The organism is Mucilaginibacter sp. 320_HR (assembly GCF_059691875.1).
Map to the genome: position 1 here is coordinate 74,458 of NZ_JCAWAI010000002.1, position 15,566 is coordinate 90,023.

The window sequence follows — 15,566 nt, forward strand, 5'->3', positions numbered from 1 at the left end:
GCTTTATGTTAAAAAAGTATCACATTGTGTAAATTTTACACAAGCTAATTATCTGTAAGGCAATAACTTATTTTTTAAGCAATAAGAAAATCAGAACAAAGATGGGTTACCGCCAAGCTTAATTTTACCCAGGTGCTTGTAAGCACTCTCGGTAACCTCGCGTCCGCGTGTAGTACGCATCAGAAAGCCCTCCTGTATCAGGAACGGTTCGTAAACTTCTTCAATGGTTCCTTCGTCTTCGCCTACTGCTGTCGCAATGGTTTTCAGGCCGACAGGCCCTCCCTTGAATTTGTCGATAATGGTGGATAGTATCTTATTGTCCATTTCGTCTAACCCGTGTTCGTCAACGTTCAATGCGTTGAGGGCATATCGGGCTATCTCCGTATCAATACTGCCATTGCCCTTAATCTGAGCAAAATCGCGCGTGCGGCGCAGCAGTGCATTGGCAATACGTGGCGTGCCGCGGCTTCTGCGTGCTATTTCGTAGGCGCCTTCGTCGCTTATAGGTGTACGTAAAATAGACGACGAGCGGAGCACGATAGTAGTAAGCAGCTTTGCGTCGTAATATTCCAGCCTGGAGTTGATGCCGAAACGAGCCCTCAAAGGAGCAGTAAGCAGGCCGGAGCGTGTTGTTGCGCCAACCAGTGTAAAAGGATTTAATGATATCTGTACGGACCTCGCGTTCGGCCCGCTCTCCAGCATAATATCTATCTTAAAGTCCTCCATGGCCGAATACAGGTACTCTTCCACCAGCGGACTTAAACGATGTATTTCGTCAATAAAAAGGATGTCTCCCGTTTCCAGGTTGGTAAGCAGGCCTGCAAGGTCGCCCGGCTTGTCTAATACGGGGCCGGAAGTTATCTTGATACCAACACCCATCTCATTGGCGATGATGTGCGACAAGGTTGTTTTACCGAGACCGGGAGGGCCATGCAGCAGCACATGGTCTAGTGCCTCGCCACGTAAACGTGCGGCCTGAACAAATATCCTGAGGTTTGCTAATATTTTATGTTGCCCGGTAAAGTCTTCAAAAGCCTGCGGCCGAAGTACTTTTTCTATATCCCGCTCAGCAGGGGAGAGGCGTTCGCCATCCGGATCAAGGTTTTCGTTCATTGCCAACGAAATTAGTAATTTCTTTTTAGTCCGAAAGACTTAACAATTGCTTATGACATCGAACTTACTGACTTTCGGACTTTGCTATCCTTCAGGATATTTCCTGAAGATGCTGTTAAGTTTCATGTGGAGTACGCCAACTACCGCTTCGGTAAAAATACCTTTAGACATTTTTGATGAGCCCGCTGTACGATCAGTAAAAATGATAGGTATCTCTTTCACCTTAAAACCATGCTTTATGGTAGTAAATTTCATTTCAATCTGGAAGGCATAGCCAACAAACTTTATCTTATCCAGATCTATACTTTCCAGCACCCGGCGTTTGTAGCACATAAACCCGGCTGTAGCATCCTGTATGTTAATACCGGTGATAAAACGCACATAAACTGATGCAAAGTAGCTCATCAATACCCTGCTCATAGGCCAGTTAACTACATTAACTCCTTTTATGTATCTAGATCCAATAGCCGCATCAGCACCCGCTACACACTCTTGCCTTAGTCTCAATAGGTCGTCGGGGTTATGAGAAAAATCGGCATCCATTTCGTATATATAATCGTAATGGTTAGCAATGGCCCATTTAAAACCATGTATATAGGCAGTGCCAAGGCCCATTTTACCTGCTCTTTCAATCAGATGGAGCTTTTGAGAATAATCACGCTGCAAGGCTTTGATAATTTTGGCGGTACCATCAGGCGAACCATCATCAATTATCAATAGATGAAAATCGTGCTCCAGCGAAAATACCTTATGGATCATTCGCTCGATGTTTTCCTTTTCGTTATAAGTGGGTATAATTACTATACTGTCAGGCACTTAGCTAATGTTGGGTTAGGGGATGGACTGCAGGTGGCTAAAATAGCCGATTTACTTTGCTTAAAAAATAAAAAAACAGGAAAGCTGATGCCTTCCTGTTCTTTTATTGGTATTTTTTTCTTTACAGCCCCTTGGTATCGGCCATTACTTCGTTTTCAATGTATGGATCGGTGATATAGTTACGTTCTTTTAAACGGGAAGAAACGAACAGGAATGCAATTATAAACACACATATGAAAGCCACAAAGAACCATTCATAGTTGGCTCCTTTCAGGTTTTCGGCCCACCAGCCGCCGTCTTCAATTAATCCATTAACAACGGCTGTGATCAGATTCCCAAATGAAACTACCAGGAACCAAATACCAGACATAGTGCTTTTCATTGATTTTGGCGAGTGTGTATATGCGTACTCCAAACCTGTTATAGAAACCAGAACTTCTGCTGCAGACAATATCAAAAATGCCAATACCTGCCACCACATTGATGGTGCACCACCATTATCAATACTTACATGGGTGAAACCGATAACCACAAATGATAGAGCGGTTAAAACCAAACCCGCACCAAGCCTGCGTAAAGGAGTTGTTTTTAACCCCATTTTGTCTAATCGCGGATAAACCACGTAATTAAAGAAGGGTATAAATATCAACAGGAATATGGTGTTGAATGTAGACATTGAACCCGGCTCTACAGTAAACGACGTAAAGCCAAGATTTATATTGCGGTCCATTTTAGCAGCATACAACGTCCATTCTGAAAGGCATTGATCCCAAACTGCCCAAAAAGCCAGTGCGAAAAAAAATACCGCGATAACTCTATATACCGCTTTTACCCCCTCAACACGTTCCGGGTCGTAACTTTCTTTGGCAATGTCGAGCATGGATTGGCCTGGTTTCCTGTTTTTTAAATGGGTTAACGCATACCAGGTGATAAATACCAGGTTGTTACGATTAACACCCTGAGGCGGTACCTTAACGTACTTCTTGCGCCCCATAAAAAATATTACCGTTGCCAAAGCCATCAATATACCGGGGATACCAAATGCCCATTGAGGGCCATAGTACTTATAAACGGTAGGGATAGCGATTGTTGACAACATAGAACCGGCATTGATACTGAAGTAGAACCAGCCGTAAACCTTGGAAAGCAGATCCTGATTGCTGGCATCAAATTGGTCGCCTACGTTAGCCGAAACACAGGATTTAATACCACCTGCGCCGATAGCTACCACAAGCATACCTATTTCGAAACCGCTCAGACTGGTATCAAACATGGCCAGCAATAAGTGGCCGATGCAATAAATTATCGATACATATAGTATAAGTTTATACTTCCCGGTGAACCAGTCCGCTATCATGCCACCTACAAAGGGTAATGCATAAGCTACCATTACAAACAAGTGGTTTAACTTGTTGGCGTGGGCATCTGCCTGTTGCGATAAAGCAACATCTCCGGTGGGGTTAAAAAATTGCTTTACTAAAAAGAGCGTGAGTATAGAACGCATACCATAGAAGCTGAAGCGTTCTGCTGCTTCGTTGCCTATAATATAGGGTACTGCTTTGGGAAATCTTGACTTGGCCTTCACTGGAGCCTCGGTGGTTTCTTGCATACTGGAGTTAAAAAATTTGCCTAAAATACTATTATTCCGCTGAAACGGAATTTTATACCGAGATTATTACGAGCGGTAATGCTGTTATTTGGATTGCGTTAAATGTGTTAAGGTTTAATTCGTTTAGGTGCAGGCTGTAAGCTTTGACGATCTATTTTTGCCTGAGCTTTTGGATCTACGTAGTCAGCATCTTGTTCCTGAGGTACGTTGCGCATGTCAAGGTTTTCTACCAATACCCACTTGCCATTCTTAAGTTGGTAACCGTCGTAACTCAGGTCGGGGCCGTAGCTGTCCATTTTGCCCTTCATGCGGTCATCCGGTGGGGCAAGATGATCAAATACAATGAGGTTTTGCTCCGGTACATAGCGCAACAGCATAGATGCCTGCCGGGCATATTCAAATACCACACGCTTGCGCGTCTTGCTGTTTCCGGTAAATACGGGCATCCCTAGCACCGGCTTATCATCGCGGTTAAAAGAAAGTACTTCAATTACCTTTTTTGTTGATTTTACGGTGTTACCTTTCCAGCCCAGCAATACATAATATGGATTTGCGGCCGCTACCCTGATGATCTTATAATATTGAGCGCCGTACCATTTACGATTATCGGTAATGGTGTCTTCAGGGTTCTTAAACATGGGCGTGTAGTCTTCCAGCGGGTACATTACCAGCTTATCGCCGGTATTCATTTGTATCGTGCCGTAAAAGCGGTAGCTTCCATCCTGGTTCATGATATGCCAGCTGATAATACGAAAACGGCTATCCGGAGAATTGATAATGCTGATAGCCTTTACCGAGTCAAAAGAGTAGTTGAAGGAGTGTGGCACCTTTAACGCCGATACCAACGTAGGAATGAATTTATAATTTGCTGATTTACGGTCGAGATCACTGGTATCGTTTATAAAGTGTTTACCAAGGCTCGCCAGGCTATCCTCATACATTTTCAGCAACTTCAGATTTTTACTTTCGTCAGAATGCTGCGCAAAAGTATACAGACATGAAATTAGCAGAAGCAAAGTAATTACAGAACGTTTAACCACCTTTAACTAGTTGTTTTATTAGGTAAACTAAAAATAGGATAAAATATTTTAGCCCTGAGTTATTACGATAAATTTTCGATGACCATAGCACTTGCGCCACCACCGCCGTTGCAGATGCCCGCTGCCCCTAACTTGCCGCCGTTTTGCTGTAACACGTTTATAAGCGTTACTATGATGCGTGCGCCGGATGCACCAAGCGGGTGGCCGATAGCCACAGCACCGCCGTTAACATTAACCTTCGCGGCATCTAATTTAAGCAGCTTATTGTTGGCAAGCGACACTACCGAAAACGCCTCGTTTATTTCATAATAGTCTATCTGTTCTCCGGTAAGGCCAGCTTTATCAAGCGCCAGCGGAATGGCTTTAGAAGGTGCAGTTGTAAAATGCTCAGGCGCTTGTTGCGCATCAGCAAATGAAACTATCCTCGCAAGGGGTTTTACTCCCAGTTTTAGTGCTTTTTCTTTGCTCATCAACACCACTGCGGCTGCGCCGTCGTTCAAGGTAGAGGCGTTGGCTGCGGTTACGGTACCATCTTTTTTAAACACAGGTTTAAGTGACGGAATCTTCTCGAACTTTACTGTTTTAGGCTCTTCATCATCAGTAAATAATGTAATGTCGCCTTTTTTATCTTTTAATTCAACGGGTGTAATCTCGTTACTAAATTTTCCTTCCTGCTGTGATTTCAGCGCGCGGGCGTACGATTCTATCGCAAAGGCGTCCTGCTCTTCGCGGGTAACGTTACAATCCACCGCGCAAATCTCTGCAGCCGACCCCATGTGGAAGTCGTTGTAAACATCCCACAATCCGTCTTTAACCAAACCATCAGTAATTTGCCCATTTCCTAAACGGTAGCCATTGCGTGCTTTGTCAAGATAGTAGGGCACGTTGCTCATGCTCTCCATGCCTCCTGCTACAATAATGTCTTTATCACCGATAGCAATACTTTGGGCAGCCAGCATAATTGCCTTCATGCCCGATGCGCAAACCTTGTTAACAGTAGTAGCAGGCAGGTGAGGCAAGCCGGCGTAAATTGTTGCTTGTGTAGCAGGCGCCTGCCCAAGATTAGCCGACAGAACGTTGCCCATAAAAACTTCCTGAACATCGCCCGGCTGAATGTCTGCTTTATCAATTGCCGCTTTAATGACAATCGCTCCCAGTTGGGTGGCTGTTAAGCTTGCAAGGCTGCCGCCAAAAGCACCAATTGGGGTGCGTGTTGCCGACACAATATATACTTCTCTCATTACAATAACCTATTTTGATAAATGGTGATAGCAAAGTTAGAAATTTTACAACAAGCTAAAGAATATTATGCATGCATAGTAAATATCGCGATTGGTGTGTGATTATGATATAAATTCTAACAACTTTGCAACACGGAAGATCAATCAGTAACCGGCGATCAGAATAAGTGTGGTTTTTGATGGTTTTGGAACATGAAAATCACTTGTCCAACTTTTTCTTACGCGCACTCTTTCTGGCTTTGAGCGCCTCTTGTAGGAGGTACTCTATCTGCCCGTTTGTGCTCCGGAATTCGTCGGCAGCCCAGGCTTCGACTTCCTTTAGCATATCAGGATTTATGCGTAAAACAAAAGCTTTTTTTTCTGCCATAGTTTAACTTGCTGCGGCTGCCGCGGCGCGCGCTTGCCTTATCAAAACAATGTTTATACCTATAAAAGCCAGCAATAGCAAAGGCAGCGGCAGATTGTTCTTAAGATGCTGAGGCTCAATCTTAACCTCAAAAGGTTTGCTAAAACCCCATACCTTTTGTACCAACTGCATTATGTCGCCATATTGGTCATTATGAAGGTTTAAAGATTTGGAAAACAGCTTTTTATATTGGTAGGTAGCCTCAAAACCATTGTCCGTTTGTACCTTTATGTCTCGTTTCCAATTTGATGGCGTGATAGTACCAATAGTTTGGTCTTCACCATGGTTGAGCAATAAGGAGCGATTAAACCAGCCTTTCATTTTGATGGTCCACATATTATCTGCTGTCTCAATTATGGCGTATCGCTTCCAATGCCCTTTATAGCGCATACGCGCATAAATAAACTGCCCGTCAGTTAGTTCAAAGTAGGGGAAGAACCACTTATGGCGAGTTACAAAAAGCTCGCTTGTTTTTAGAAGATTGATGTCTCTTAAATCGTTCATCTTAATGGTATAAAGTGCCGGTATTTACAATAGGTGAAACAGCCTTCTCACCACAGAGTACAACCAGTAAGTTGCTCACCATGGCTGCTTTACGTTCCTCATCCAGGTCTACAATGTTCTTTTCTTCCATCCGTGTGAGCGCCATCTCAACCATGCCAACGGCACCTTCAACAATAAGCCTACGGGCTGCTATAATAGCAGATGCCTGTTGCCTTTGCAACATAGCCTGCGCTATCTCGGGTGCGTAAGCCAGGTGAGAAATTCTTGCTTCCATTACAATAATACCAGCACGTTCCAACCGGTCATTAAGTTCTTTTTCGAGCATTTCGCTTACTTGGTCGGCCCCGCCACGCAGGGTAATGCTGGCATTTTCATCCTCAATATGATCATAAGGAAAAGAGTTGGCCAGGTGACGTACGGCTGCCTCGCTTTGTATATTTACATATTGCATGTAGTTCTCGACAGCAAAAACAGCTTTAGCGGTGTCTTGTACCTGCCAAACTATTACAGCAGCTATTTCAATCGGGTTACCTACACTATCATTCACTTTTAATTGCTGGCCGTTAAGGTTAAATGCCCGTAAGGATACCTTCCTTTTTACGGTGAAAGGGTTCACCCAGAAAAAGCCATCAGCTTTAACGGTTCCCAGGTATTTGCCAAATAAGATCAGTACGCGAGACTCGTTTGGGTTTACGATGATAAGACCGGCAAGCACTACAACAAAGTCCAAAATACCAAGGATAACCGCCGGAACCGGGTAGCCGGCAACTCCTAGTAAAGCCGAAGCTCCCGCAAGCACAAAAAACAATAGCAAGCCCAGATAACCTGAAGGCGCTGTGATAATTTTTTCAGTGTTCATGATTAATTGTGATTTAAAATGATATCATAAAGATATCATATTTGGTTTGACTAAAGCAAGAAAAAATAGTTACAACCGAAACTTATCTTATTTTTGATTGATTTAACACGCACATGGCAAAACTATCTACATCACGTCAAAAGGCATTGTTGCGCAAATACGCACTTAATGTCAAGTTTTTTATGATGATAGTGAGTATAAGTGTAATCGTTTATACGCTACCTAAGCAGGCTAAATTTGGCTATGAATACGAGAAAGGCAGGATATGGAACCAAAAGGACCTGGTATCTCCTTACAGTTTCGCCATTTTAAAAACCAATCAGGAGATTGAGGCGGATCAAAAAGCAGCACTTAGTACAATTACACCTGTTTATCAGCTCAATTCAGAAGTAGGAAAGCAATTAACGGAGGGTTTCAAGAACGATCTTGAAATAAAGTGGCACGGGGCGGGAATAAATGATAGGCTTAAACCCAAATATATCCAGACTGGTACAGACCTGCTTTCGCAGGTTTACGATCGTGGGGTCATAAAGCCAACTGCAAAATACCAACAAGGCGGGCAGAACTATAAAATTACTATTCTTAGCAATAATATTGCTACAGAAAAAAACACTGCGGACATATTTACAAGGGAAACTGCTATTGCATACTGCGATAATGCTATAAGTAAAACACCTTCTTTAGACAAAGCTTTTCTGCTTAACCTTTTACAAGATAGGCTACAAGTAAATCTTACCTATGATGTTAAATTAACAGGTCGATTAGAAAAAGAAGTGCTGGATAATCTTTCTATTACCCGTGGTATGGTGCAAAAAGGAGAGACTATTGTTACTAAAGGAGCAGTAATCAACGACGAAACTTACCAAAAGCTATCATCTTATAAAAAGGCGTTTGAAGATAATGCCCGTATTAACGGAAACTACACGCTAGTATTATTGGGGCAGTTTTTATTGGTTGGCCTGGTAATAACATTACTGATGATATTCCTGTACTTGTTCAGAAAGGATATTTACAGCGATAACCGCCTCGTAAGCCTTATTTTGCTGGTAGTTACAGCAATGTTAGCTACGTTGTCGTTAGCTATAAAACTACAATGGCCGGGTAATCTTTACTATATACCTTATTGTATAGTGCCTATTATCATCAGGATATTGTTTGATACCCGTTTGGCGCTAAACATCCATTTGCTTGTGGTGATGATAGCGGGCTTTTTTGTGCCAAACAGCTTCGAGTTTGCTTTTTACGAGATCACGGCGGGGATGGTATCTATTTACAGTATTAAAAACCTTATTCGTCGGGAGCAGTTCCTGATATCGGCGGTAATAATTATACTGGCTTACTTCGTTGCATTTTTGGGAATTTCGCTAATACGCGAGGGTAGTTTCACAAACATCGACTGGATGGACTTTCTTCCTTTTGTTGCCAGCGTTGGTCTTACGTTGCTAGCTTATCCGCTTATCTATGCCTTCGAAAAGGTATTTGCTATCACGTCTGACATAACCCTTATTGAACTTACCAATACTAACGCCCCATTATTACGCGAAATGGCGTTTAGTGCACCGGGTACTTTCCAGCATTCGCTTCAGGTAGCTAACCTTGCCGAGAACGCTATATATGCTATCGGCGGGAATGCCTTGTTAGTAAGGGCAGGAGCGCTGTACCATGATATAGGTAAGCTACAAAACCCGTTATTCTTTATAGAAAACCAGAGCTCACATTTTAATCCGCATGATAAGCTACCTTATGAAGAAAGTGCGCAGATCATCATCAGGCACGTAAGCAAGGGAATAGAGATGGCAAGGAAAGCAAATTTGCCGGAGATAGTTATTGACTTTATACGTACCCACCATGGCAATACAAGGGTAGATTATTTTTACCAGTCTTATCTGAAAAATTTTCCGGAGAAGTTTGTAAACGAGAACATTTTCCGCTACCCTGGCCCTATACCTTTCTCCAAAGAGGGGGGCGTTTTGATGCTGGCGGACTCTATAGAGGCTGCTTCGCGTTCGCTCAAAGAACCTGATGAAGAGTCGATAAGTGTGTTAGTAGATAGAATAGTAAAGTACAAGCTTGATCAAAATCAACTGAAGGACAGTAATATAACATTGAAAGACTTGGAGACGATTAAAACCATATTTAAGCGAATGCTGATGAGTATTTATCACGTGAGAATAGATTATTAGAAATGTGATCTTTTTTTTTGACAGCTTTAACGATTTGCTATATTTGCAGTCCCTGAAAAAGGGATATTATTTATGATCTGGTGAGGTGCCTGAGAGGCCGAAAGGATCAGTTTGCTAAACTGACGTACGGGAAACTGTACCGAGGGTTCGAATCCCTCCTTCACCGCTGAATTGAGTTCAAACTTCATTAAAGCCCTGTAAACAAAATGCTTACGGGGCTTTTTGATTGATGGGCTTAGTGAAAACTTGCTTGACATAGCGCAGAGCTCTCAAAAGTTTGTGAAGCATCAATAAAAGTCCTGGTACTTTCTTGAACTGAAAAAATTAGACCCTCACTGTCAATAACTCTTTCGATAAATTATATCGTTTAAACTTCAACAGTTTATATCCAGCCATAGGAACTATTAAGCATGTTTAGTAATTTGCTTAAATGAGTACTATTACCGTAAACGTTGCACTTCCAAAAAACTTACAACCGTCTGAAAGGCATTTATTTGAGCCGTATAAAACTTATAAGATTAGTAATTTGCCAGTATTAGACTTGGAGGAAGTTTTTGTTACTTATACCGGTTTTTGTGCCAATGAAGATGGACTTATCAGCGATTGTCATCACGATCATCCTTATCAAATGGCAGGTTACGTTGCAGAAACGATGAATTACTACCAGGATGCGTCTGACTACCCCGAAAATCTGATCGAAATGGATGAGCATAAGCGCTATTTATTAATACATCACCCATGGTACAACTACTACCATTGGCTTTGCGAATGTATCCCCCGACTTTGGCGGGTACGAGACCAGTTAAAGGACGTAGTTTTATTAATCCCCGAACACTATATTCAAACAGATTTTATCAGCGGGTCGTTGGTTCCGTTCAATGTGCAAAATATGTTTGTTATCCCACGGGGGAAAAGCCTGATGGTACCTAAATTGAGGTTGCCGCGCATTAAGCCACTTTGCGATTCTTACGATAAGCTTGAGCTAAAGGAGCTGGCTGCATTTTATAGTAAATATGCAATAGAAAGTATTGCGGATATAAATATCGGTGATAAAATTTATCTAAGCCGCCGTAAGGCAGCTCGTAAAAAAGTGCTTAACGAAGACTTGGTTGAAAAGGTAATGACTCAATATGGCTTTAAAACAGTGTATAATGAAGATTATACCTTTTTAGAACAGGTACGTTTGTACGGTCATGTTAAGTACCTTGTATCTATACATGGTTCTGGGCTTACCAATATGATGTTTATGCCTGAAGGGGGCAGCGTCTTAGAAATTTTAAAAGCAAAAACCAATGACCTTGATAGACCAAGCTTTGTGTTTTGGTATGAGGCAGACGCTTTGAGCCACCAGTATTATGCACAGATAAGTGCACCTGTTAGTGAGCCCGACGATTACTTTTTTGGTGATTTTTATATTGATATTGAAACTTTAAAAAAGAATATGGCACTGATGATGAACCACTCATGAGTTTTCGTATATTGGATCGCCAATAAGCCTTTAGGGGCCACCTATGTTAACATCATTTCCTAATTTCAAGCAACTCGATACGATGGATTGCGGGCCTACTTGCCTGCGTATAGTGGCCAAACACTATCGGCGCGACATTAGTCTGGGTGTTCTGCGCAATCACTGTCAAATTAATAAAGACGGCGTTAACCTACTGGGTATTAGTGAGGCTGCCGAGAAAATCGGATTTCGGTCACTCAGTCTACGGCTAACGCCGGAACAGTTGAAAACTGCAGACCTCCCTTGCATCCTCCACTGGAAAAACAACCATTTTCTGGTGCTTTATAAGATCAAGAATGATCAGTATTATCTTTCAGATCCTTCGGGTGGTTTGGTTACGCTCAATCAGGTAGATTTTAACAGGGGTTGGAGTGAAAGCGGTGCGGGCATTGCCCTAATGCTAAGCCCAACGCCAAACTTTTATACCCAAGAGCACGAGAGAGACGTACTCAACTGGAAAACTTTGCTTCGCTACGTATCCAAGTACCGTAGCCTTATCACACAGTTGTGTTTGAGCCTTGCTTTAGGCAGTATCCTTCAGCTGATATTTCCCTTTTTAACACAGGCTATTGTTGATGTTGGAGTACAAACCCGCGATCTCGGTTTTATTTACATTATACTAATCGCTCAAACAGCGCTTGTTCTTGGCCGTGTAACTGTAGAATTTTTACGTTCCTGGATCCTTCTTCACGTGAGTACACGCATTAACCTTTCCATCTTGACGGACTTTTTAATAAAGCTTATGCGTTTGCCCATGAGCTTTTTTGACACCAAGAAAACGGGCGATATCATGCAGCGGATGAGCGATCAGCGTAATATAGAGACCTTCTTAACCGGGTCGGCACTTAATACAATATTTTCGCTTATCAATTTAGTAGTATTTTCGGTTGTATTGGTCTTGTACAATGCCACCATTTTTGTGGTTTTTGTAGTTAGTGGTATAGGCTACCTTGTTTGGATAAATCTTTTCTTAAAAGCCCGGCGTGAGTTAAATTATAAAAGTTTTGACATTTCCTCCCGCACGCAAAGCAATGTAGTACAGTTGATTAGTGGTATGCAGGAAATTAAACTGAACAATTGCGAACGTCAAAAACGATGGGAGTGGGAGCGGCTGCAAGCCAGTTTATTCAGGTTTAGTGTAAAAAGCCTTGCATTAAGTCAGTATCAGCAAGGAGGCTCAACGTTGATCAACGAAGGAAAAAATATCCTTGTGACGTTTTTGAGCGCAAAAGCTGTGATAGAGGGGCACCTCACTCTGGGCGGAATGGTGGCAGTGCAATATATTATAGGACAGCTGAATGGCCCGATAGAACAGATGCTGGGCTTCATCAGGTCCTTTCAGGACGCGCGGATAAGCCTTGAACGGTTGAATGATATACAGGCCGTTGCCGACGAAGAACCTGTAGGAAAGGAGCTGATATATAACTTACCGCAGGATAAAAGTATCACGATCAAAGATCTATCATTCACCTATCCGGGAGCAGGAAGCGAACCGGTTTTAAAGGATCTATTTTTAGAAATACCGCAAGGCAAAACCACTGCAGTTGTAGGCATGAGCGGTAGTGGTAAAACAACCCTGCTTAAACTTTTGCTGCGATTTTATGAGGTATCTGCAGGCAGTATTACGATAGGGAACACAGCTTTGAGCCAATTTAGCGTTCGCGCATGGCGTGGCAAGTGTGGTGTGGTTATGCAGGACGGTTTCATTTTTTCTGATACTATTGCTAACAACATAGCCGTTGGGGACGATAGCCCCAATGAGGCGAGACTGTGGCATGCCGTAAATGTCGCAAACATCACCGACCTGATTGAAAATCTGCCGCTTGGTATTGATACTGTAATAGGTGCCGAAGGAAACGGTATAAGCCAGGGTCAACGGCAGCGATTGCTCATTGCCAGGGCGGTTTATAAAGATCCGGATTATATTTTCTTTGATGAGGCTACCAACGCCCTCGACGCGAAAAACGAACGTGTAATAATGGACAACATGGCCGGTTTTTTTAAAAATAGAACGGTAGTAGTGGTTGCACACCGCCTAAGTACGGTAAACAATGCGGATAACATTGTGGTGTTAGATAAAGGAAACATTATTGAACAGGGAACACATCAGCAACTGATAGCCTTGCGTGGCGAGTACTATAAGCTTGTAAAAAATCAATTAGCATTGGGAGAATAGCAAATTAGAATAGGTTATGCCAATAGATAGCACACGAGATTTACAAAGACGCAATAGCCCTGAATTAGATGAGGTTATCTCAAAACCGCCACCGACTATCATCGCTTGGGGCATAGGCACCATTACTGTTATTATTATGGTGCTGGTGGCATTAGCAGGCTATTTAGAGTACCCCACCTTCATCAATGCACCTATCCACCTTAATGAAGAAGCTAGTGGTCAATTAACTGGTAGTGCTCAAATAGCTGAGCGTGACATTAGCAAAATCAAAAGCGGACAATTGGTTTATATTCACCTGAATGCGTTAGCCAATGGCGGCAATAATGATTTGCGGGCGGCAATCAGTACTATTGATACTGTTGTAGGAAAAAATGGATTAATTAGTGTTAAAGTCACCGGCCTTCCTAACACGTCAACTGCTGGCGAGCGAGCATTATTACCGGGCATGTCTGGCGAGGCGAAGATCCTGATATCTCGAGCTTCATTACTTCACCGGGTTACTGAACAATTTATTCATTTGCCAAAATGATTGGGGACAACATACCTACCGTATTGTTTGAGCTGGCGCGAAGGTTAAAGGTGCCGCTTACGTCAACGGGTATAAAGCGCGAACTGAATAAGCACCCAGAGCACTATAATTTCGTTGGTTTGGCGGATGTGCTCGGTAATTTCCTAATTCCAAATGGTGTATTCGAATTGCCAATTGATCGTCTGACAGAACTCGAGACTCCTTTTATTGCTCATTTAAAAAGCAGGGGAGGCGAGTTTGTAGTAGTAACCAATATAGATGATGGTAGTGCAACAATAGTAAATGAAGTTTATGCCAACAAAAAAGTTCAACGGGAGTGGCTAAACAGTCAGTATTCTGGGAGGGTATTAGTAGCAGAAGCGAATGATGGTGCCGGTGAGAAAAATTACGTTGTGAAACGACGACGTGAATTTAGGGAACTTTACCGAGGTGAATTTTTAATTGCAGGTGCTACGATTGCTGTGATGTGCTTGCTGATCGCAAAATATCCCAATTTCGCCGACGAGCCGGGTATCTTGGCGTCGTTAATACTCAAACTGACCGGCGTAGTGATTAGCCTGTTGCTTGCGCTCAAGAGTATAGATATATCTAACCCGTTGCTTGACAAATTTTGCTTTATAAACCGGAGAAGCGACTGCAACCAGGTGATTTTTTCTGATAGCGCAAACATTATCGATGAGCTTAGTTGGGCTGAGGCAGGATTATTCTATTTTTTAACGACTTTTTTGCTGACGGCATTTGCCGGTGCCCATAGTCTGCTGATACAATACCTCGCGCTTGCAGCCTTGCTGCCGGCCGTGTTTGTATTGTATTCGTTTTACCTTCAGGCATTTGTTATAAAGCAGTGGTGCATGCTGTGCCTGTCTATATTAGTTATACTTTGTGCAGACGGTGCTTTGTTATTCAAATATGCGTCCTGGCGGTTGCCCTTACTTACTGTTGATAGTGCTTTTTTTATGTTGTTTTGCTTTATTGTACCTGTTATTGCATGGACCGCTATCAAACCTCATTTAAAAGCAACACGAATGTTGCAGGCTAGCCGGGAGCAACTACGAGCGATTAAAGGCCAGAACATTTCACTTTTCAAAAAGATAATGGCCGATCAGCAGGAGGTGGTGATGCCTCCCCCGGAAATTACAATTATAGAAGGGGATAGAGATGCAAATACCGTAATAACTATCGTATCCAAACCGTTTTGTGAGGCCTGCGGTGAAGCGCATAGCCTCTTGTCGTCATGGTTAAGTTCCCGGGAGGATATTAAAGTTCAATTGTTTTTTTACGTGTTGAACTACCATGGCGACCCGGAAACAGCAGTAGCCTCGCACATGATGAGGCTTGCCGCTGAGCATGATCCGCATACATTATCGAACGCAATTAACGCATGGTTTGATGATAAATTAAAAAATTTCGATGCATGGAGGGCAAACTATCCTGCATCTCAACAACTTAATGTAGAACCTTTATTGGAGATGCAGAAGAAATGGTGCGAAGCTAACGATATATCAAGTACACCCCGCTTGTTTATTAATGGCAGGCAGTTACCAAATTTCTATAAACTGGAAGAAATCAAATACTTTATCTAA

13 protein-coding genes and 1 tRNA gene are annotated in these 15,566 nt (G+C 42.6%); 6 read left to right on the forward strand and 8 right to left on the reverse strand.

All coding sequences use genetic code 11. The features are described from left to right. Window positions 1–90: 90 nt before the first annotated feature. The 8 genes from ruvB to AC59GT_RS05905 all read right to left on the reverse strand — a co-directional run bounded on the left by ruvB (window position 91) and on the right by AC59GT_RS05905 (window position 7,588). A complete protein-coding gene (gene ruvB / locus AC59GT_RS05870) occupies window positions 91–1,113 on the reverse strand; it encodes a Holliday junction branch migration DNA helicase RuvB (RefSeq protein WP_497236768.1) in 1,023 nt (340 codons plus the stop codon). Window positions 1,114–1,197: 84 nt separating this feature from the next. Beyond that, window positions 1,198–1,929 carry a polyprenol monophosphomannose synthase gene (locus AC59GT_RS05875; RefSeq protein WP_117382180.1) on the reverse strand — a complete coding sequence of 244 codons (732 nt, stop codon included), beginning with the start codon at window positions 1,927–1,929 and terminating at the stop codon, window positions 1,198–1,200. Window positions 1,930–2,050: 121 nt separating this feature from the next. Beyond that, on the reverse strand, window positions 2,051–3,538 hold the full coding sequence (locus AC59GT_RS05880) for a POT-type proton-dependent oligopeptide transporter (RefSeq protein WP_497236769.1): 1,488 nt from the start codon (window positions 3,536–3,538) through the stop codon (window positions 2,051–2,053). Between the two features lie 107 nt (window positions 3,539–3,645). Then, on the reverse strand, window positions 3,646–4,578 hold the full coding sequence (locus AC59GT_RS05885) for a hypothetical protein (RefSeq protein WP_497236770.1): 933 nt from the start codon (window positions 4,576–4,578) through the stop codon (window positions 3,646–3,648). 62 nt (window positions 4,579–4,640) lie between these two features. Further along, window positions 4,641–5,819 carry an acetyl-CoA C-acyltransferase gene (locus tag AC59GT_RS05890; protein WP_497236771.1) on the reverse strand — a complete coding sequence of 393 codons (1,179 nt, stop codon included), beginning with the start codon at window positions 5,817–5,819 and terminating at the stop codon, window positions 4,641–4,643. Between the two features lie 199 nt (window positions 5,820–6,018). After that, window positions 6,019–6,186, reverse strand: a complete 168-nt coding sequence (locus AC59GT_RS05895; RefSeq protein ID WP_117382176.1) for a type II toxin-antitoxin system antitoxin — start codon at window positions 6,184–6,186, stop codon at window positions 6,019–6,021. A gap of 3 nt (window positions 6,187–6,189) precedes the next feature. Beyond that, complete coding sequence (locus AC59GT_RS05900; protein ID WP_497236772.1) at window positions 6,190–6,729, reverse strand: hypothetical protein; 540 nt, start codon at window positions 6,727–6,729, stop codon at window positions 6,190–6,192. A gap of 1 nt (window position 6,730) precedes the next feature. Then, the gene (locus tag AC59GT_RS05905; protein WP_497236773.1) at window positions 6,731–7,588 is read right to left on the reverse strand and encodes an SPFH domain-containing protein; all 858 of its coding nucleotides are present in this window, start codon (window positions 7,586–7,588) and stop codon (window positions 6,731–6,733) included. Between the two features lie 113 nt (window positions 7,589–7,701). Between AC59GT_RS05905 and AC59GT_RS05910 the strand changes: the two genes are divergently transcribed. The 6 genes from AC59GT_RS05910 (at window position 7,702) to AC59GT_RS05935 (ending at window position 15,566) form a co-directional block, all read left to right on the forward strand. Then, window positions 7,702–9,771 carry an HD family phosphohydrolase gene (locus tag AC59GT_RS05910; protein WP_497236774.1) on the forward strand — a complete coding sequence of 690 codons (2,070 nt, stop codon included), beginning with the start codon at window positions 7,702–7,704 and terminating at the stop codon, window positions 9,769–9,771. A 79-nt stretch (window positions 9,772–9,850) separates the two neighbouring features. After that, window positions 9,851–9,937: transfer RNA gene (locus AC59GT_RS05915), tRNA-Ser, on the forward strand. 264 nt (window positions 9,938–10,201) lie between these two features. Beyond that, a complete protein-coding gene (locus AC59GT_RS05920; RefSeq protein ID WP_497236775.1) occupies window positions 10,202–11,239 on the forward strand; it encodes a glycosyltransferase family 61 protein in 1,038 nt (345 codons plus the stop codon). Window positions 11,240–11,282: 43 nt separating this feature from the next. Beyond that, window positions 11,283–13,454: a peptidase domain-containing ABC transporter gene (locus tag AC59GT_RS05925; protein WP_497236776.1), complete on the forward strand. Its 2,172-nt coding sequence runs from the start codon at window positions 11,283–11,285 to the stop codon at window positions 13,452–13,454. A 16-nt stretch (window positions 13,455–13,470) separates the two neighbouring features. Then, a complete protein-coding gene (locus AC59GT_RS05930; protein ID WP_497236777.1) occupies window positions 13,471–13,983 on the forward strand; it encodes a hypothetical protein in 513 nt (170 codons plus the stop codon). Next, window positions 13,980–15,566 (forward strand): vitamin K epoxide reductase family protein, encoded by a 1,587-nt coding sequence (locus AC59GT_RS05935; RefSeq protein ID WP_497236778.1) that lies wholly within the window; start codon window positions 13,980–13,982, stop codon window positions 15,564–15,566. The genes AC59GT_RS05930 and AC59GT_RS05935 overlap by 4 nt, the downstream gene beginning before the upstream one ends.